Origin of the sequence: Ekhidna sp., assembly GCF_039960695.1 — a bacterium.
Lineage (GTDB): Bacteria > Bacteroidota > Bacteroidia > Cytophagales > Cyclobacteriaceae > Ekhidna.
In genome coordinates this window covers 119,214-138,317 of record NZ_JBDVKP010000013.1, presented here as the reverse complement: position 1 = coordinate 138,317, position 19,104 = coordinate 119,214, and the positions used below count along the sequence as shown (strand labels likewise).

Annotated in this window: 20 protein-coding genes; 6 read left to right on the top strand and 14 right to left on the bottom strand. The window is 38.6% G+C overall.

Annotated elements, in window-relative coordinates; translation table 11 throughout:
* Positions 1-6: 6 nt before the first annotated feature.
* Positions 7-711, bottom strand: coding sequence for a DUF6090 family protein (locus tag ABJG98_RS09340; RefSeq protein WP_348279239.1), 705 nt, complete (start codon positions 709-711; stop codon positions 7-9).
* An 81-nt stretch (positions 712-792) separates the two neighbouring features.
* Positions 793-1,749: an alpha/beta fold hydrolase gene (locus ABJG98_RS09335; protein ID WP_348279238.1), complete on the bottom strand. Its 957-nt coding sequence runs from the start codon at positions 1,747-1,749 to the stop codon at positions 793-795.
* A gap of 400 nt (positions 1,750-2,149) precedes the next feature.
* Here ABJG98_RS09335 and ABJG98_RS09330 point away from each other — a divergent pair, with 400 nt between their 5' ends.
* Positions 2,150-2,587, top strand: coding sequence for a DoxX family protein (locus ABJG98_RS09330; protein ID WP_348279237.1), 438 nt, complete (start codon positions 2,150-2,152; stop codon positions 2,585-2,587).
* Here the strand turns inward: ABJG98_RS09330 and ABJG98_RS09325 are convergent.
* Complete coding sequence (locus ABJG98_RS09325; protein ID WP_348279236.1) at positions 2,584-3,744, bottom strand: S-adenosylmethionine:tRNA ribosyltransferase-isomerase; 1,161 nt, start codon at positions 3,742-3,744, stop codon at positions 2,584-2,586. The two genes, ABJG98_RS09330 and ABJG98_RS09325, sit on opposite strands and share 4 nt — an antisense overlap.
* A 1-nt stretch (position 3,745) precedes the next feature.
* Between ABJG98_RS09325 and menC the strand changes: the two genes are divergently transcribed.
* Positions 3,746-4,807 (top strand): o-succinylbenzoate synthase, encoded by a 1,062-nt coding sequence (gene menC / locus ABJG98_RS09320; protein WP_348279235.1) that lies wholly within the window; start codon positions 3,746-3,748, stop codon positions 4,805-4,807.
* On the opposite strand, the gene ABJG98_RS09315 is transcribed toward menC, so the two are convergent.
* From ABJG98_RS09315 to ABJG98_RS09285, 7 genes are all read right to left on the bottom strand, one after another.
* Positions 4,779-5,282: a hypothetical protein gene (locus tag ABJG98_RS09315; protein ID WP_348279234.1), complete on the bottom strand. Its 504-nt coding sequence runs from the start codon at positions 5,280-5,282 to the stop codon at positions 4,779-4,781. The genes menC and ABJG98_RS09315 overlap by 29 nt on opposite strands.
* Positions 5,283-5,564, bottom strand: a complete 282-nt coding sequence (locus ABJG98_RS09310) for a hypothetical protein (RefSeq protein WP_348279233.1) — start codon at positions 5,562-5,564, stop codon at positions 5,283-5,285.
* Positions 5,551-6,078, bottom strand: a complete 528-nt coding sequence (locus tag ABJG98_RS09305) for an RNA polymerase sigma factor (protein ID WP_348279232.1) — start codon at positions 6,076-6,078, stop codon at positions 5,551-5,553. Before ABJG98_RS09305 ends, ABJG98_RS09310 begins: the two co-directional genes overlap by 14 nt.
* A gap of 112 nt (positions 6,079-6,190) precedes the next feature.
* Positions 6,191-7,360, bottom strand: a complete 1,170-nt coding sequence (locus tag ABJG98_RS09300) for a cation:proton antiporter (RefSeq protein WP_348279231.1) — start codon at positions 7,358-7,360, stop codon at positions 6,191-6,193.
* Between the two features lie 19 nt (positions 7,361-7,379).
* Positions 7,380-7,829 (bottom strand): GNAT family N-acetyltransferase, encoded by a 450-nt coding sequence (locus tag ABJG98_RS09295; RefSeq protein WP_348279230.1) that lies wholly within the window; start codon positions 7,827-7,829, stop codon positions 7,380-7,382.
* A gap of 39 nt (positions 7,830-7,868) precedes the next feature.
* Positions 7,869-8,333: a nuclear transport factor 2 family protein gene (locus tag ABJG98_RS09290; protein WP_348279229.1), complete on the bottom strand. Its 465-nt coding sequence runs from the start codon at positions 8,331-8,333 to the stop codon at positions 7,869-7,871.
* Between the two features lie 59 nt (positions 8,334-8,392).
* A complete protein-coding gene (locus ABJG98_RS09285; RefSeq protein WP_348279228.1) occupies positions 8,393-8,695 on the bottom strand; it encodes a hypothetical protein in 303 nt (100 codons plus the stop codon).
* A 138-nt stretch (positions 8,696-8,833) separates the two neighbouring features.
* Here ABJG98_RS09285 and ABJG98_RS09280 point away from each other — a divergent pair, with 138 nt between their 5' ends.
* The gene (locus ABJG98_RS09280; RefSeq protein WP_348279227.1) at positions 8,834-10,225 is read left to right on the top strand and encodes a sensor histidine kinase; all 1,392 of its coding nucleotides are present in this window, start codon (positions 8,834-8,836) and stop codon (positions 10,223-10,225) included.
* Here the strand turns inward: ABJG98_RS09280 and ABJG98_RS09275 are convergent.
* Positions 10,222-10,815 (bottom strand): intradiol ring-cleavage dioxygenase, encoded by a 594-nt coding sequence (locus ABJG98_RS09275; protein WP_348279226.1) that lies wholly within the window; start codon positions 10,813-10,815, stop codon positions 10,222-10,224. The genes ABJG98_RS09280 and ABJG98_RS09275 overlap by 4 nt on opposite strands.
* Positions 10,816-10,973: 158 nt before the next feature.
* On the opposite strand from ABJG98_RS09275, the gene ABJG98_RS09270 reads away from it, so the two are divergent.
* Complete coding sequence (locus ABJG98_RS09270; protein WP_348279225.1) at positions 10,974-11,447, top strand: response regulator; 474 nt, start codon at positions 10,974-10,976, stop codon at positions 11,445-11,447.
* A 13-nt stretch (positions 11,448-11,460) separates the two neighbouring features.
* On the opposite strand, the gene ABJG98_RS09265 is transcribed toward ABJG98_RS09270, so the two are convergent.
* A complete protein-coding gene (locus tag ABJG98_RS09265) occupies positions 11,461-12,612 on the bottom strand; it encodes a histidine kinase dimerization/phosphoacceptor domain -containing protein (RefSeq protein ID WP_348279224.1) in 1,152 nt (383 codons plus the stop codon).
* Between the two features lie 4 nt (positions 12,613-12,616).
* Entirely contained in the window at positions 12,617-13,765 is a 1,149-nt protein-coding gene (locus ABJG98_RS09260) for a hypothetical protein (RefSeq protein WP_348279223.1), read from the bottom strand.
* Between the two features lie 134 nt (positions 13,766-13,899).
* Between ABJG98_RS09260 and ABJG98_RS09255 the strand changes: the two genes are divergently transcribed.
* The gene (locus ABJG98_RS09255) at positions 13,900-16,368 is read left to right on the top strand and encodes a PIG-L family deacetylase (RefSeq protein ID WP_348279222.1); all 2,469 of its coding nucleotides are present in this window, start codon (positions 13,900-13,902) and stop codon (positions 16,366-16,368) included.
* Between the two features lie 131 nt (positions 16,369-16,499).
* Positions 16,500-18,206: a sodium:solute symporter gene (locus tag ABJG98_RS09250; RefSeq protein ID WP_348279221.1), complete on the top strand. Its 1,707-nt coding sequence runs from the start codon at positions 16,500-16,502 to the stop codon at positions 18,204-18,206.
* Positions 18,207-18,238: 32 nt separating this feature from the next.
* On the opposite strand, the gene ABJG98_RS09245 is transcribed toward ABJG98_RS09250, so the two are convergent.
* Complete coding sequence (locus ABJG98_RS09245; protein WP_348279220.1) at positions 18,239-19,102, bottom strand: DUF2911 domain-containing protein; 864 nt, start codon at positions 19,100-19,102, stop codon at positions 18,239-18,241.
* Positions 19,103-19,104: the final 2 nt, after the last annotated feature.

The following is a 19,104-nucleotide window of genomic DNA, read 5'->3' as shown; positions in this document are numbered from 1 at the left end:
ATTAAGTCATTCAGACTCGTTTAGTTGTGAAAGAAGGGTTTCTGCTTCTCCTTTTAAATAGCTAATGTTTCCCTTATTGGATTTAAACACATCTTCTGCTTGTTGAATAAGTGCTTCAATATCCTTGAGTTCACGAGAATATCGATTTGATACCCAAGGATACTTTTCGATATTGACCATTTTATCTCCCCAAATGTATTCTTGTATCACCCAATAATCATTGAAGTTTGGTTGAGTCATCATTGTCCTTAATTGCTGATTATTTTGCTTGATATATGTGCTCCATTTATTCACATCTCGGTAGTATCGGATGATTGCTGCGCGCAGATCTTTGTTGTTCATAGAATAGAGTCGCCCAGTGTTTAGCATTTCATCATAGGTAGTTGTATTGGCTTCTACAAGGAAGAAGTTGATTTGATGGATAGAAATAATACCTAATCGATCTGCAACACTTTTTTGATCTTCAATTAGGTAAAGAGTCGAGTCGCATCTATTGATGCGCTCTTCCAAGCGAAAGTCTAAGAATTCATATCTTCTTATATCATCTTTTAAGTCTTCAGCCAGTCGAATTAATGAAAGTTTTTCGACCTTTTCAAGTTTGAATTCATTATTTCGATTGTTGAGAATAACTGCGATCAAGATGCCAATAACTACCAATAGAATTTCGCCTAATGCATAGAGGAGGTAGGAGGTAAACCTATTCTTTTTCATAAGCTTTTGTCTAATTCTTCGGAGAAGCATTGTCTTAAATTTTAGTCTACAATATCGTTCATTCGCGGGAATGAACAGATGTTATTCAGCTTTATCATCTCCTGTAAATGCGCTAATATTATTTTTTTGGATAAAGTTTTTCAGCATTTCTTTCACCTCTTTTTTATTACTAATCACATCCATCACATGTATATTTCCCCATTCGGTATGGTGAAATTCCGACAAACTATTTAGGTTTTGAGATATATTGACGGATTGTTGCGAATTTGTCTCAGGGTCTGATTTTGAGTGAATCATAAAAACCGGCTCGGTCACTCTCTTCATAGCTTCCATAGGACTAGCTTCTTTGTAATTGACATCAGCTCTTGTGTTTACCCATAACATAACTGCTGGAGCAATCCCGTTGATCCATGTCCCATAGTCCTCGATTGCTCTTTCAAAAATGGCAGTGTACCAATCTTGATATGGAGAGTCGATAAATATAAAAGCTGGATTTCTGTCATCTGCACCTGCAATGATCGCAGCTCCAGCGCCCCATGAACTACCTACCCAGGCGATCTGATTCCATGTAAACTGCTTGTTTTGAGAAGCCCACGCTGTTACGCTCAGTAAGTCCTTCGATTCCATGATACCTCCAGTAGGATACTCACCGCCGCTTTCTCCATGAGCTCGGTGGTCATACATGATGACATCACATCCGCATTCATCCACGATTGGATAGTATTTGAGCATATTTTGCCAGCTACGAGCCCATCCGTGTGCGAAAATGAATAGACAGGTAGCTGAATCTGATACTGCAAAGTATTTGCCCTTAATTGTAATATTATCTTCACTTTGTAAGCTAAAGTCAGTAGGAGGAGGAAGCAGTGTGATCATTTCTTCATAGCTCTTATCCCAATAGTTTTTAATATCATCCAATGTTTTTTGAAATGAGCTATTCGTATTCAATACCCGATTGGAAAGGAAATAAGAAAGACCGATATAGGATGAAACAGTCAATATTAGAAGAATAATTAGAAGGCGCTTGAATATGAGCATACTTTGGATGATTAAACGGTCAACGAAAATAGCAAAATCCGTTTGAGAACTAAGCATAAAAAAAGCGCCGGATGGCGCTTCTAATGTTTAACGGTATTTGTGCGGTGACACAGAGCGATCTCAACCAATCAACAACGCAAGTATTAAAACAAGCAAGAACAATTTTCCAGCGAGTTCAACATGTATACGTTGGATTGATAAGCTTTTAATTATTTGACTCATAGCAGTTGTAGCAACAGTTTGGAACATACAAAGCAAGTAGGTTTTTGCTCCTGAATCAATACCCTAAACAGGGTATTTTATCCCTATTCGATGAATAAGCAAGGAACATCCATCAACACCAACAAATTGCATTTAAAGCTGATTTTCAGTAAATTAAGAGTAACCAAACTGCAAAATCATGGGTATCATTCAAAAAATCGAATCAATTCGGCCACCTCTCTTGATAGATATTCTTCGCATTGCTTTGGGTGGATTCATCACTTATAAGGGAATTGTTTTTGCGAGCAACTTTGACAGTTTCACAGCAAACATTCAGTCGGTGGGCTGGATTTTTGTGGCAGCACACTTAGCACATGCTATTATTTTTATCCATATGGCTGGTGGGATAATTTTGATGTGTGGAGCAATCACTCGTTGGATGTGCTTATTGAACATACCGATACTTGCTGGTGCGGTAATATTTAATTACAAGCAGATGCTCACAGCTGATAATTATATGGAATTTCCAATGGCAATGTCAATTTTGGTGTTGCTGATCCTTGTAGCAATTACAGGTAGCGGCAAGTTTTCATTGGATTACATCATGGCTCAACGTGTGAAGGTAAAATCGGCTTAAGGTAAAAGGAGTGAACTGTCTCCATAGCTTAGAAAACGATAATCATTTTCCAAAGCAGATTGATAAACCTTGCGCCAGTCGCTCCCAATGAATGAGGCTACAAGTAGAATAAGTGTTGATCCCGGAAGATGATAGTTCGTGACCAGTCCGTCGCAAATTTGAAATTTGTATCCGGGGTAAATGAAGATTTCGGTTTGGCCGCCAATCTTTTCCTTCCCAGTCTGCTTCATGTGACTTAAGACTGCACATAGAACATCTGTTCGATCCCTGGCCTTGAAAATATATGGATCATCTTTTTCAATTGAAAAATCGGACTTTCCCTCAAGAAGTTTTACGCCGAACCAATATATACTTTCCATGGTACGCATTGAGGTGGTACCGACAGCAATTACCTTTTTAGCGTTGATCAAGTTTTCAATATTTTGTTTACTTACCCAAATCTGCTCATTGTGCATGGGGTGATCGGCGATGTTTTCACTTTTAATGGGCTGAAAAGTGCCCGCTGATACATGCAAGGTCAGGTAATCAGTTTGGATGCCATTTGCTTTAACGGCCTCAATTATTTCCGTTGTAAAATGAAGTCCAGCAGTTGGTGCTGCTACAGCACCTTTCATTTTAGAATACACTGTCTGATAGCGATCTTCATCAGCTTCTTCTACTTCTCTATTGATATATGGAGGAAGAGGTATTTTACCTATCTCAGTCAGAAGATCCGAGAAAGTTAGGTTAGGATCCCATCTGAAAGTAACCTCATCGTTTGCAGTTCGGATAGCTTCTAAGTCAAGTGAAGATAAATGAAGAGATGTGCCCGTCTTCCATTTTTTGGCATTTCCGATCATGCACTTCCAGGTACATTCTGACGAACTGCTCATTACTTCTTCATGGACTTTGGAAGGTAATAATGGTTCAAGCAGAAATATTTCAATTCGAGCCCCACTCTCTTTATGCATAATGATCCGTGCAGGAATCACTTTAGTGTCATTGAAAACAAGCAGTGATTGATCAGGTATTAGCGATGCAATACTTTTAAATTCGTGATGTGAAATATTCTCCTGATTATAATAGAGCAACTTTGAATCAGCTCTTTCTTTCGGTGGGTGTTTTGCAATCCTGTCTTCAGGAAGTTCAAAAAGAAAATCGTCTAATTTTAAATCCATAATGCGCCTCGAAGTTATACCGTATGTCCTTGATTTTAAATTTTCTGCACGCACCAGTCGTGGAGAGATGAAAGATAGAAAGGTATGGTTTTTGAAAATTCATGGAGAGAATGGAACTGCTGGTTTAGGAGAGGTGGCTCCCATTCACAGGTTAAGTCCTGAAGTAGTTGAAGAGATACCTGAGTTTTTAAATCAACTAGAAGACACAATTAAAAATATTCAGTTGCCTTCTTCTAAGGAAGAGGTGTATGAATTAGTGGCCAAATTGATACCTTCTTCTATTCCAAGTGTCCGTTTTGGACTTGAAATGGCATTTCTAGACATACTACGGGGTGGTCAAAAACACATCTTCACAGAAGACCTGAGTAAAATTCAATTACCAATAAATGGCCTGATTTGGATGGGTGATGAGGCCTTCATGAAAGAGCAAATAAAGGGTAAACTTGACGCGGGATTTAGTTGCATAAAGCTGAAGGTAGGAGCGCTGGATTTCGATTCTGAGTTACGTATCATTCGATCTCTGAGGAGGATTTCTGAAAATTTAATCATTCGACTCGACGCCAATGGGGCATTTCAAACAAATGAGGTATTATCCAAAATAAAAGCACTAAGTGAATTTAATATTCATTCCATTGAGCAGCCCATTATGCCCATGCAGCCAGAGGCTATGGAGCTGATATGCAATAGAAGTGAAATACCCGTTGCCTTGGATGAAGAGTTGATAGGCATTCACTCATCAAGGGATCGTATAGATCTTTTGCAAGAACTAAAACCTCAGTATTTGGTACTAAAACCTACACTCCATGGAGGGTTTGCATCAGTAACCGAATGGATTGATCTTGCAGAGATGCATGGTATAGAATGGTGGATTACTTCCTATTTGGAATCAAACATCGGGTTGAATGCAATCGCCCAGTTTGCAAGTCAGTATCCTTCGGATGGAATCTATCATGGATTAGGCACAGGTGGCCTCTATCATAATAATATCACCACACCAATTATTATTGATCGGGGTTATTTAAAATATGCTAAGTCTATGGTCTGGGGAGGGGTGGGCGATTAGATGCTCCATTCATTGGGATTTTCTCATACTCCGGTGCTCCGGTAGCTTCCCTAAAAATCCGTCCGAATTCTACTTGCTGTTTTTCGTTAGTTATGTTCTTAACGTCACTAAAAAATCGGTAAAGCTCTAGTTCTTTGCCTTTTATAACTTCTAGTAGATCAGAGAGTAAAAGTTCAGCGTCTTCCCGATTTTGATTAATCATTGCTCGGGTCAGTTGACTTTTAATCTCTCGGTAGCGTAATTGATGTAGAAGTTGATTTTCATGATGACGAGCTGCTATTGATCTGAATTCAGAGGCAGTCTTTTCATCAAACCCCATCTCCTTTATTATAAATTCATTGACTTCAGAAATAGAAGGTCGCATCTGTTTCCTGGTTGGAGACTGCTTGGTCCACAGTAATGAAATTAGAATTCCATTGAGGATGATCATCACAATTACGGCTATTACAATTAGGCGGACGGTGGCTTTTTTCATCTAAAGGTTTCCAGTTAGGTGGTATTCTTGCGCGATGGAGTCTAACATCACGCTGCGCTGGTTGATCTGATTCTTATACATAAGTATTCCATTCAGGATTGCCATGGCCACCATGGCCACCAATGCTAGTTTGGCTCTGTTGATCCATCTTACTTGATCTTGGGAAAAGATCATTCTTGAAACCAAATCATTCGCGAAACCTGTAGGTGCATTTGCTTTCCTTAGCCGATCAAGGCTGGTCAAAGTAAGCTCTACTTCTCTTGGAATGTTAGATGGTTTCATAATAGTGAGTAAGCAATTTCTGTAAATTTTTCTTAGCTCGAAAAAGTAATGATTCTACTGAACTAATGCTTTTCTCCATAACCTTACTTATTTCTTCGTAAGAGAGCTGTTCGATTTTGGAAAGAGTGAATGCTACACGTTGCGGATCAGGCAATTTCTCAATGGCCTCAAAAAGAATAGCTGCTCGTTCTTTGTCTTCCATAGCTACACCGGGATGAAAAAAATCGGGTGCTTGATTTTGAATTGCTTCGTCTGATATATCCGAAAGCTGTGCGGATCTTTTCTTACGACCTTTCCGTCGTATTTCTTCCAAGCATTTGTTGGTGGTAATCCGATAGATCCATGTGCTAAGTTTAGAGTCACCTTTAAACTTGGCAATGTTTTGATATACGTGTATGAAGACTTCCTGAGCCATATCTTGAGCCTCTACTGCATTTTTCATAAACCCCAGACATGTATTATACACACGATCTTGGTTTTCATTTACGATATCCCTGAAGTCTGCTTCTTTCACGAGTTGATAGTTGACGTAGTAAAACTAGACGCACAACCCTGCTCAAGAACAGTTTAGGGGGTTAGCATTTGGATGCTCTTTGAAAAAAAAACTTGCGTTGGAAGGAAAATTATTATTCAACTATTCCAATGGTTTTGTGAGTTAATAAAACCCAAAATGGACTTATGAAAATAGTAATCGCGATGACGATAATGGTAATTTGATATCCATAGTTAGAAATGATGCCTTGTTGTAGGCCAATGGTAGCAAGCACAAAACTGAATTCCCCGATTTGAGCGAGGAATGAGCCGCCTATCAGACTCTCTCTCCAGGTGTTCCCAAGAAGCTTGAGCGATATTGCATTAATTCCGTGATTGGATATGTAAACAATAAGTACCAAAAGAGACACGGCGAGCCAATGCTCTTTTAGAAAGGTTAGATTGATGAGCATACCTACCGAAATGAAAAATATTGAGATGAGGATTACCCTAAAAGAATGCAAGCTGTCGTGAAGCCATTTATTTGAGTCAGAAGCATTGATTAAAATCCCTGAAACTAAGGCACCTAAACTGGCCGATAATTCGAATAAAGATGTTAACAATGCAATGCCAAAACATGCGATGAGTCCTGCGAAAATTTGCAGTTCATGATCGTCACTAAGAATTTTTTCGAAAGGCAACTTGATTTTTTGTTTCTTGATCAGATAAATCATAGTGATAATAATCAAGATACCTCCCGTAATCTGAAGCGCAACTTGTTTTACATCCAATGAATCTCCTCCGAGCAACGAGAGTACAATGATCATTGGAACGATAAGTATATCCTGGGTGAGAAGTATGCTTATTACATTCTGGCTGGTCTTACTCGTAGGGTCAGTCTGATCTTGGATTAATTTAATTACCACAGCGGAACTGCTGATTGAGATAATAAACCCAAGTAGAACCATTCGATTGAAAGACCAATCTAAAAAGGTCCCGAGGATATACATAAGAATTACACTGAAAACAACCTGCATACCCGTACCAAAGAATGCAACTTTCCAGCGCTTAAGAAAATCTGGTAGGGAAATTTCCATACCTATGAAAAACATCAGTATGATAAGTCCAATATCTCCTAAATGCTGGGCAATGGTAATGTCAGTCACAATGGCCAGCCCATGCGGCCCGAGAATGATTCCTGATAAAATGTAAGCGATTATATATGGTTGATTGAATCGTCTAAGGATTAGGCCTAAAACAACAATCAGAAGGCTGATTATCAATAATAAATTGACTTCCGATGCAAGACCACTTAATAGTACCATATAGGAGTAAAAGTAGCTTTTAAAAATGCATTTTCATTCCTTCATGAGTGGCTTTGAATCCTAGTTTTTCATAGAATCGTACGGCATCAGTCCTTTGCTTATCTGTGGTTAATTGAAGTAAGTGTGCACCATTTTCTTTCGCTTTGCCAATCATCCATTTAAAAAGTGTTTCGCCAAGTCCAGTTCCTCGCTTGTCAGATTTTATTCTCACAGCTTCGATTTGAGAACGAATCCCTCCTTGATATGTCAAATATGGAATGAAAGAAAGTTGTGCCGTTCCAATGATTTCTTCATCTTCCTCGGCTACTATTAAATACTGATTAGGATCTTGATCAATTTGGGTAAAAGAATCATAATACGCTTGAGGTAACGGATCAATATACATTTCTCGTTTACTACCCAGTTTATCATCGGCAAGCAAAGCAACTATAGATGCCACATCTGCTCTTTTGGCTTTTCTAATTTCCATAGGATAAAAATAAAGCCCTGAAAATCAGAGCTTGAGTTTTTAATGTTTGTGATAGACTTTGGCGACGATCTTCCATCCACTTTCAAATTTTAATAAGCTTAAGTAATCGGTATATACATGCTTACCTTGATTTCTTAATTCAACTTTGACTTGGGCTGCTCCTCCTGTTACGTCCAGGATGGCGAATTTATGATCCCAAACGTTTTTTTCATTTTTTGAATCGTAATCGCCTGCTTTTCTTTTCCTTACTCCAGCAACCCAATCAGCAATTGGGTACTTGCTTATTTCTTCTCCCTTTGCGGTATAGATAGAAAAATCTTTGTGAAAACCTTTTTCCATGGACTCTGCATCTAATTCGTTGAATGCGCCATTTACATAGGATTCAAATACTACCTTTTTAACAGCTTCTTCCTCAGCGGTAATTTCTACAGGTTTAGAGATAAATGAAAAAATAAATAGAGCAATAAGCCCTAGAATACTAGTGATTTTGAGTGTTGATTTCATGATTGAGTTGGATTTTAATTCTCCAATCTCAAACGCAGTAAGGAAAAAAGAGTTGGAGCCTATTGCATTAGGTCAAATTCTCCAAGGTCTTCTTCTTCTTCATACAATGCTTTGTTTTGATCATTAAGCTGGTCGTAATCAGCTTTATTTTCGTCGATAAAGTCTTGATAGTCTGCCTTGGACATCCACTTGTCAATAAGGATATATGTTTTCCCATCTGCGTGCTTCATTAGCTCACTACCTAAGTAATCGTCTGAAGATTCAAAAAACTTAAACCAGCCACCATTACGGCCATATTCTTCTTCAAATTTGGCTTGATTTGATGATACTTTGTATTTCCAGGCAAGACAGTACATTGACATAATTCGAACTTTTGAGGATAGCTAAAGATATAGAAATATGTAGATATGAAAGCGAATGGTCGAAAATTTACGACAGCCTATTGACTATTTTCGAACAGATTCTTTAATTACTTCTAAACTCAGCTATAAAGAAAGTTTATGCAACATCAGATTGAATTGATGGAGATAGGTAGTATTGCAATTTTTGCGGCGTACAATCTAGTCTTATATAGTCAGGTCAGAAGAAGGTATTACCTATTTCTGGGACTTATGTCATTTTTCATTTTTCTTAGGGCAACATTGGTTGACGATGGCTCAATGGTTTTTTATTCATTTTTTCCAGAGCTATCATTAAATCTTGGGAGAAAGATAGAATATTTCAGTAGCTATATGGGAGCTCCACTTTCAGTTCTCTTCAGCTACGCCTTATATCCACTCGTAAGTCTTAAAAAGTATGTCAAAGTATTCGTTGCCATCGCAGGCGTCTTTTTAGTAATCGTTTTGTTTACTTCATACGATTTCTTTTATCATACCCTTGATGCATATCATTTAGTAATACTTGGATCCTATGTTCTGATGTATATCATTTTGATAAAGGCAGTTTTGAACAAAAAAGTAGGTGCAATGTATGTGCTCACTGGAACAGTTCTTTGCTTCATGTTTGTCATTGCAGAGTTGCTTAAAATAGCTGGAATAGTTTTTATTGATGCCGGGCCTAATCTAGTTAATACTGGTTTCGTGATATTTATTTTTTTCCAATCTGTAGCCCTATCTGAAATTTTCGCAAGCTCATTTAAGGAGAATCAAGAGCTTAATAGAGACTTAGAAACACGAGTAGATAAGAAGACTTCAGAAATCACAAGAGCAAGCTTATTAAGAGATACGCTGATTCGAATTGTAAGTCACGATATCCGCGGGCCTATGAGTAATTTAAAGAGTGTGATCACTCTTGTTAGGGAGGATCAAGTGGGCATTGACCAGGCCAAAGAGTTTATGAGTACAATAGATAAAGGAGTTGATCATACCATTCAAATGCTCGATGAGTTGATGGAGTGGGGACATGCGGCCTCCCAAAATAAGCGGATTGAACAAGAAGAGATTGTACTGAAGACGATTATTGATCCTGTAGTAAATCAGATGAAACCCAATATAGAAGCTAAGGATTTGAACTTTAGCATCAACGGCGATCTCGAAGCAGTTTGCTTATTTGATAAAAATGCTTTGAAAGTGGTTCTACGAAACTTACTTTCTAACGGTGTTAAATTTACCGAGAAGGGTGGTAATGTGTCCATGAACATTGAAAGGAGATCTTCAGAAATACTTATAAAATTTATTGATACAGGAATTGGAATTCCTCAGGAAATGAAGGAAAACCTATTTGAAATGAAGAAAGACAACAAACGTCCGGGCACTGAAAATGAGAAAAGTTCAGGTGTAGGACTATTCATCTGCAATGATCTCATCTCTCAAAATAGCGGGTCGTTAGAGGTAGAAGATAATCCAGTGGGTAAAGGAACCGTTTTCAGTTTCACCTTGAAGCTGGCAGGTTAATTCTTTAAAAGAATATCCCTTTTTCCAGCGAGTAATTCCCCTTGTTTTATCAGGCGAATGACATGATTAAATCTGTCTTCTCCAGTTTCATTTTTGATGTCTTTTTCGGAAAGGAGATTATCCCCGTAGAAGAAGAAATCTTTTAACCAATATTCTTTTTTTGATTGGTGTTTTACTGTGATGTGAATATGTGCCGGTACAGTTCTGCCAGGGTAAGGCTCAGGCTTGATTGTTTCAAAACTATAGTTGCCGTTGCTTCCAGTTTTAATCCAACTTCTAAGATATCCGTGTCTTCTACCATTTCCAGTTTCATTGCCCTTTTTAGGATATACGCCTTCCGTATTTGTATGATATACATAAAGAATAACATCACCGGCTGGTGTACGACCATCGGGTTGATATACTGTTCCACTGATTTTTATACGTTCCCCTTTTTCACTTGAGTCAGCTATAGTTGTGCTAGATGTAATATTGGAAGGAGCTTCAGTTGCACCACACCACTCGCAACTTGGTTGCTGAGCATTGTTTTCTTGTGTAAATGAGCAACAGAAAAGTGTTACGATCAATAAAGGATAGTGTAAGTTTTTCATACCTATGCTTACGAAGAATTCTTTTAGTCGGTTCAAAGTGCTAATTCATAATGCTTGTTATTATTTTGAAACGCTACAGAATAAGTATTTTACCTAACAAAAAATAGATACATGATACTCGTTAATTCTTGTATTTTTGTAATACCTAATTAGTGCTTATGGAAACACTTACAGCAGAAGAAAGAGCAGAACGCAGAGCCGCAAGAAGAGCTGCTAGACAAGCTAATAAAGTAGATAAAGAGTATACCATACTCTATGTTGATGATGAGATGCCAAATCTTAGAGGGTTTAAATCTACATTTAGAAGACTTTATAATGTTCACACTGCTTTAGGCCCACATGAGGCACTTGAAATTATCAAAAAGGAAAAAATAGACCTGATTGTAACAGACCACAGAATGCCTCATATGTCTGGGGTAGAGCTTTTGAAAGATGTATTTACTTTCAAGCCGGATATCAAACGAATGATTCTTAGCGGTTTTATAAAAAGAGCTGATCTATATGAAACTATTGGAGATTTTGGTATTCACGATTTTGTGACTAAACCATGGGATTTTGATGATTTAAATAGCATCTTTCAGCGAATTCTGAAGACGGATGCAGACGTAAAAGATTTCAGCAAACTCGGATAATTTTAAAATCGATTTAGCTTTCTGCTGGAAAGGAAATTCCAATCTTATTTTTTGTAATCATTAATTTTCCTCCGATCTGCTGGGTGAGTAATTCTGCTAAAGAACTATCCTCCAAAGCCATAGTCTTTTGATTATTCGCAAATAACTCCAGTTCATGATTTAGTCCTTTGCTTTTAAGGACAATACCTAAATCCATCGTTTCAAGTGACATAATGCTAGAAAGTAGTTTTTGTAAAACAATACCAAGTAGAAGAGCTTTTTCATGAAATATTAGGCAATCTTCAAATTCCACATTCAAAGCTTTAATTGTTCTGGATTGTGCGAAAGTAGCAATCAGTTTTTCTAGATAGGGCTTTATTGAGACCTGCTTGTAGTCATCGGTATGATATAGTGGATCATGAGCTCTGGCTATGGTATGAATACTGTCTGCTATTTCACTCATCTCTTCCTTGACATCAGGCTTACCGTAGGTTTCCAACTCAATTAAGCTATTGATGAGTAGCAAGTTGTTTTTCACACGGTGATGCACTAATCTGAGAAGTTCAGTTTTCTCTTCAAGATTTTCTGCTATTTCAGATTTATATTTTTTTTGGTTTTCTAATTCATCTCGGATTCTCAAAAGATTATTTTTTGTGATACTTGAAAAACTAAAAGTCATGAAAGTATGAATAATCAAAACAGAAAGTGCAACTGTTAAGTCTACCCACTTTGTTATTGGAGCGTAACTAGGAAAAATATTAAGCTGTTCTTCAATAACTATCAGGATCAGACATATTACCACAATAAATGATGTGATTATTACGCCTTTCACGTTCATTACCAAACTCGAGAAAAATACAATTACAGGGAAGATAATTATCCCAACTTCATGTATCCCAGCTCCCAGAAAACATATGATACTTGTGGCTATGATCATCAAAGTGGTGATGATAATCATTGCAGAATTTATTTGCCCCCTGTTCAGAAAATACATGGAAGCCCAGCAAAAAAAAGGTACTGAAAGAGTGGTTAATGCAATACTGGTATATCCGAAAATGAAGTCAAGCGAAGCAAGTATCACAGCTATGCCAGGAATGATAAATAGGAAAGTGCGCATAAGGTTTGTGACTTCCTTTTGAGAGTACTCATCTAGCGATTCATCATATGGTAGCCAAATTGACCTCATTATTTTATTCGTTTGGAAATGTCAGGTGATATTCGGAAGTGTTCTTAATCAATGAGCCTTTCAACTGCTTAGTTAATAGTTCGATAACTATCCCTTGCTGCTCATTAGTTGTCTTAAACCCAGTGAGTTTTACGTTGATTGTCTCTTTTGCAATTGTCAGTTTTGCCCTCAACATTTCATTATCATAGTTATCTACTTCATTGATTAGCTCCAGAAGACAAATCCCATAGTTTATTGCCAAATCTAGACGTACCAAATGTGAGATATTTCCGGCATCAATGTGAATTGCTGGGGATTTTAAATCTTTTTCATATTCATTTAAAAGTTGACGAGTCAATTCTCGAATGTCCAGCATAATTGGAGCTTGATCCGAAAGGAGAATGTTATGAGCAACCTCTATTACCAACACTTTTCTTTTCAGACTGGTATAAACTGGAGTTAGTTCTTTCGCATTGTTTTGCTTGTGTGCAATGAGCTGCTGAATATGCTGAAGACTGTTGATGACAGCACGGTGAATTTCTTCAATTATTTCAAGTTTCTCATTTGATTCCCTTTCAAGGTTCTCTGCATCATTTTTACTTATAAAAATTTCGTTTTGTGCTGATTTCAGCGCCCGTTTCATATTACTGGTGAGACTAAAAGCGACAAAGCCACCAATGATTATTAGAAGTGAGGATACTAAAAAGTCACCACCACTTCCTATGGGAACAGGAATTGATTCATAAATATCAAATCGTTCGGCGGCAACAAGCCAAACGATCCCAATGATGCTTAAGGTTGACGTCATTGCGAGTTTCTTTTGATCCAGAGTGATTCCTGAAAATCCAATAATGATAGGGTAGCCAATAATACCAATGTCATTGATGCCATTGCCCAGCGAACATGCAACGGTCAAAAGAAGATTGAAAAAAATCACCACGGACACGACTGATCGTCGCAAATGCCCATTTAAGAACTGATGGCGAACATAAAGACTAAAAAAAAGACTGACGCCAATGACAATTGCCAAATCAATATCACCTTGTATCAGTTGGCGGATAAGGACCACAATGAGGAATATAGGAAGTAGAAAATAGCCAATATTAATTACCGAAGCGACACTTTCTTCATCACTCCCTATATAGCAGCTGGGGGCATATTTTAAGGCTTTCAATAACTAGGCGTTTGGTAATCTAAATCTAGAGAAAATTTCTGAAGACTAAAGATTACTAACTTTTCTACCGCTCATACAATTCGCATAACTTTCCGGCTTTTATCCCGTAACAATTGCGCAACGAAAACCTTTCTATGAAAACCCATGCATTATTGAGCTACTTATTACTAGCTCTGTCCTTAAGTCTGTTTGCCCAAGAGCCAAGATCTAACAGGCCAGGAGATATTCGCCAAAAACTTGAAAAATTAAATGTTTTAGGAACCGTACTTTATGTTGCAGCACATCCCGACGATGAAAACACGCGGCTGATTGCCTACTATGCAAACGGCGAATTAATGCGAACTGCATATTTATCAGCAACACGCGGAGATGGAGGCCAGAATTTAATTGGCCCAGAGATCAGAGAAGAGCTTGGCTTGATCAGAACTCAGGAACTATTGGCCGCAAGAAGAACGGATGGAGGACAACAGTTTTTCTCTCGAGCTAACGATTTCGGATATTCTAAAAACCCTGATGAGACATTTAATATTTGGGATCGTGAGAAAGTCCTGGCTGATTTTGTTTGGGCATTTAGGAAGTTTAGGCCTGATGTAATTATTACACGTTTTAGTGATACCGGGAGATCCCACGGGCATCACACGGCAAGCGCTATCCTGGCGCGAGAAGCATTTGAGTTGAGCGGTGACAGCAAAGCTTTCCCAGAGCAACTGACTTATGTAGAAACCTGGCAACCCAAAAAAATCTTTTGGAACACCGGCTGGTGGTGGTTTAGAAATTCAGATCAAGACACCACCAAATTAATCAAACTTAATGTGGGAGGTTATAATCCTTTGCTTGGAGAATCCTATACTGAAATGGCAGCAAAAAGTAGAAGCATGCACAAAAGTCAAGGGTTTGGTTCATCGGGCTCTCGTGGTGATCAAATAGAATATTTGCAACAATGGGGAGGTGATGAAGGTGAAACAGTATTTGAAGGTGTAGATACCTCATGGGAACGCGTAAAGGGCTCTAAAGAGGTAGCTTTCTTCATCAAAAAGGCTATTCAGGTATATGATGAAAATGATCCATCACTAATTATTGAGCCACTGATGGGAGCTCGAAATGCATTGGAAAAAATTAAGGATAATTTCTGGAAAAAAATTAAACAGAATGAGATTGATGAGCTAATTGTCGCTGCCTCTGGTCTCTATTTATCATTACGCGCAGATCATCCAAACTATGCGATTGGTGATTCCATATCCATTGGTTTGGAAGCTGTCAATCGTAGCAAAACAGAAATTCAGATTGACCAGGTGAAGTTTATGAATTGGGTGAATCCAATATCATTTAAAGCGCAACTCCTTAATAACAAACGTTTTAACTCTGAAATGAATTTTATCATTCCTCCTGGAACGCAATACGCGCATCCTTACTGGTTGAAAGAGCAAGGAGAGCTAGGTATGTATCAGGTGACGGATCAAGAGCAGATTGGTAAACCTGAAAATGACCCAGCAATTTTTGGTGAAGTAATGATCTCCTTGAGCGGCACACCTATCACATTGAACGTTCCCGTTGTTTTCAAGCGTACGGATCCTGTTGACGGGGAAGTGACAGAGCCAATTACCATAGGACCACCTGTCATGACAAATATATCTGGAGGTGTGCTTGTATTTGGTGATAACGCTTCTAAATCTGTAGATATAAGAGTCATCGCGGGAAAAAATAATTGCAGTGGAAGTGTATCTCTAAATGCTCCAAATGGATGGAATGTTACTCCCGACAATTACAAATTTGAGTTATCCCAAAAGAGAGAGGAGCAGGTTTTCACATTCATCATTACACCACCCAAAGAAGCATCAGAAGGAATCGTTTCAGTAGAAACCTCAATTGACGGTAAATCTTATAAAAAGGGTCTTTCAATCATAGACTATGATCACATTCCCAAGCAAACACTTTACCCGGATGCTGAAGTAAAAGTTGTGAGGTTGGATCTTGAGAAAAGAGGCAATCAAATCGGTTACATTGATGGAGCTGGTGATGCAATACCTCAAAATCTGGAGCAGATTGGATATGAAGTAACCACACTCAATAAGGATGATATTACATCTGAAAATTTAAAGAAATACGATGCGGTTATTCTCGGAATTCGTGCGTTTAATACCGTGGCTTGGCTTTCTTATAAGAACGTAGAGCTTTTTGAGTACGTAAAAAATGGAGGGAACCTCATAATTCAGTACAACACTAGTCACAGATTAGTCACACAAGATATTGCGCCTTATGACCTCAAGTTGTCAAGAGATCGAGTGGCGGTGGAACAGGCACCAGTAGAAATCATAGGGTTTGATCATCCCGTGATGAATGCTCCAAATAGAATCACTGATAAAGATTTTGAAGGGTGGGTACAAGAAAGAGGCTTGTACTTCCCAAATGAATGGTCAGAGGAATTCACACCAATTCTTAAAAGTAATGATCCGGGAGAAAGTCCAAAAACAGGCGGCCTACTCGTCGCAAAATATGGAAAAGGGTATTATGTGTATTCTGGCTATAGCTGGTTTAGAGAGCTGCCAGCGGGAGTTCCGGGCGCATATAGGATTTTTGTAAACTTAATTTCATTGGGTAAATGACAGAATTGATATCAGAAAGAAACATTGATAAGCCGCCATTCTTTAAAAAATGGCGATTCTTATACATTTTTGTTGCGGCATGGTTGGCTGTGCTTATCTTTTTATTTCACTTCTTTAGCTCGGCATACTAAATGAACAACCTTGACTTGATTGTGCTGTTTGGCACATTGCTCTTTATTGTAGCCTACGGTGTTTATAAGACAAGAGGGCAAAAAGATATTGAGGGTTATCTTCTCGGCGGGCACTCCATGAAATGGGGCACTATTGGACTCTCAGTGATGGCTACACAAGCTAGTGCGATAACATTCATTTCCACACCAGGTCAGGCCTATGAAAGTGGGATGGGCTTCGTTCAAAATTATTTTGGACTTCCAATTGCCTTAATAGTAGTTTCGGCTGTTTTCATACCTATATTTTATCGGCTTAAAGTTTATACAGCGTATGAATTTTTAGAAAAAAGATTTGACCTCAAGACGAGATATTTAGGAGCAGCTATTTTTCTTGTACAAAGAGGTCTGGCAGCAGGTATTACGATCTATGCTCCTGCTATTATTATATCATCAATTCTCCATTGGAACCTTACAGCCACAATCCTGGGGACAGGTATTTTGGTGATTATCTATACGGTATCTGGAGGTACTAAGGCAGTATCAATTACGCAAAAGCAACAAATGGCCGTAATTATGGCAGGAATGTTTGCGGCCTTTTTTGTGACATTAGGATATATCGGTGATCACACTTCCTTTGGGGGTGCATTGGAGATTGCGGGAAATTTGGGAAAATTGGAAGCAGTCAACTTCAGCATGGATGCTGGTGAACGATACACCATATGGTCAGGTCTGGCCGGTGGGTTCTTCCTACAGCTTTCTTATTTTGGAACTGATCAGTCTCAGGTTCAGCGCTACCTGGGAGGTACAAGTGCTGCCGAGAGTAGAATGGGTTTGATGTTCAATGCCATCCTTAAGATTCCGATGCAGTTTTTTATCCTATTTGTAGGTGTAATGGTCTACGTGTTCTTCATCTTCTACAACCCACCTATTCACTTTAAAGAAGCTTCTGTAGAAATAGTGGAGAACTCAGAATATGCAGAAGAGTTTGAGATTATCACTCATGAATATTCACATGCTTTGGAGGAGCGAAGGGTGGCTGCACAAGGATTAACGAACGAATCTGTTTCAGAACAACAACGAACTGTATTTGCAGATCAACTCAAGATAGCTGATGCTAAGTCTGTAGAATTGCGACAGAAAGCGAAAGAAGTCATACTGAAGGCCGATGAAACTTTGGAAACGAAGGATTCGGACTATGTATTCCTGACATTTATTATCACCTACCTTCCCCATGGGCTAATAGGTCTTTTAATTGCAGTAATATTTTCGGCAGCCATGTCATCTACCTCGTCTGAGCTGAACGCATTGGCTTCAACCACTTCGGTTGACTTTTATAAACGAGCAATCAATAAGGGAGCATCAGATCATCATTACCTAAATACCTCTAAGTTGCTTACCCTAGGTTGGGGAGTACTGGCCATTCTCTTTGCCATTTTGGCGAAAAATTCAGAAAATCTAATCGAGGCGGTCAACATTGTGGGCTCCATATTTTATGGAACTGTCTTGGGTATATTTCTGGTAGCGTTCTTCTTTAAGTGGGTAAAAGGCAATCCAGTATTTATAGCGGCAATTATTGCACAAACTAGCGTCATTATTGTACACTTCATGACTGAGGCGGGAGTATTCTCTCTAAGTTACCTTTGGTATAATCTCATTGGTTGTGGAGGCACAATAGTTTTGAGTATAATCCTGCAAGGATTGATAGGAAATAAAAAAAGCGTGAGCTAAGCCCACGCTTTTTATTCTTACTTGTCCAATAATTACTTCAAAGAAGCAATTAAGTCTTCGTTTCTTTTGATATAGCCGAAATCTCCCTGGGCGAAGTTTTTCGCTTTTTCCATGGAATCTTTAGCAGTTTCTATAGCCTCTTTCTTATTTCCCATTTTAGCAAGAATTTGTGCTTTTGTGTGTACATGCCAGAACTGTCCTGAGTTTTCACCCATTGAAAGGTACTTGTTCATCCATTCCAAAGCTTGCTCCAGATTTTCTCCAGAATTCAAATAATAGTTTGCTGCAGCAACATAGTTCTGCGGATTTACCTGAGTCTTTGCAGTAATGTCACTCATTACAGACGCGTGAAAATCCACTGAAACAGGAACCTTGAAGGACATGTTGTCCCATGCAAAGTGAATGTTTGCTGATGTATTGTCAGCAGAAATATCAGAAATCTGGAAAGTCATACGCTCTACAGAATTGCTGAGCTTCATAGTCTTTACAGTTGCTTTGGCAGCTACATTTTCTTCTTTGTAGTTGCCCATGTTGCCACCGATCATTTCAGTGTGGAACATTACTTGCCACTCGTCGCTACCCGGGATAGAAACAATTTGGTATTTTCCAGCTTTCAAATCCTGACCAGCAATTTTCACATCTGTACTGAATGTAATGATGGTTCCAGCATTCGCTCCAGTTCTCCATATCTGGCCAAATGGCTGAAGATACTTATCACCATCGCCAAAGATTTCTCGTCCTTTTTTGCCAGGTCTGAAGTAATCAATAGAAATCTCAGTGAGACCTACTGTAGAGCTTACAGATCCTGCCGGACTTGGCTGTGGAGTGTTGATTTGTGCTGTTGCACCAAAAGTAACTAACACGCATAGTGCGATTAGATTTGTGATTCTTTTCATAG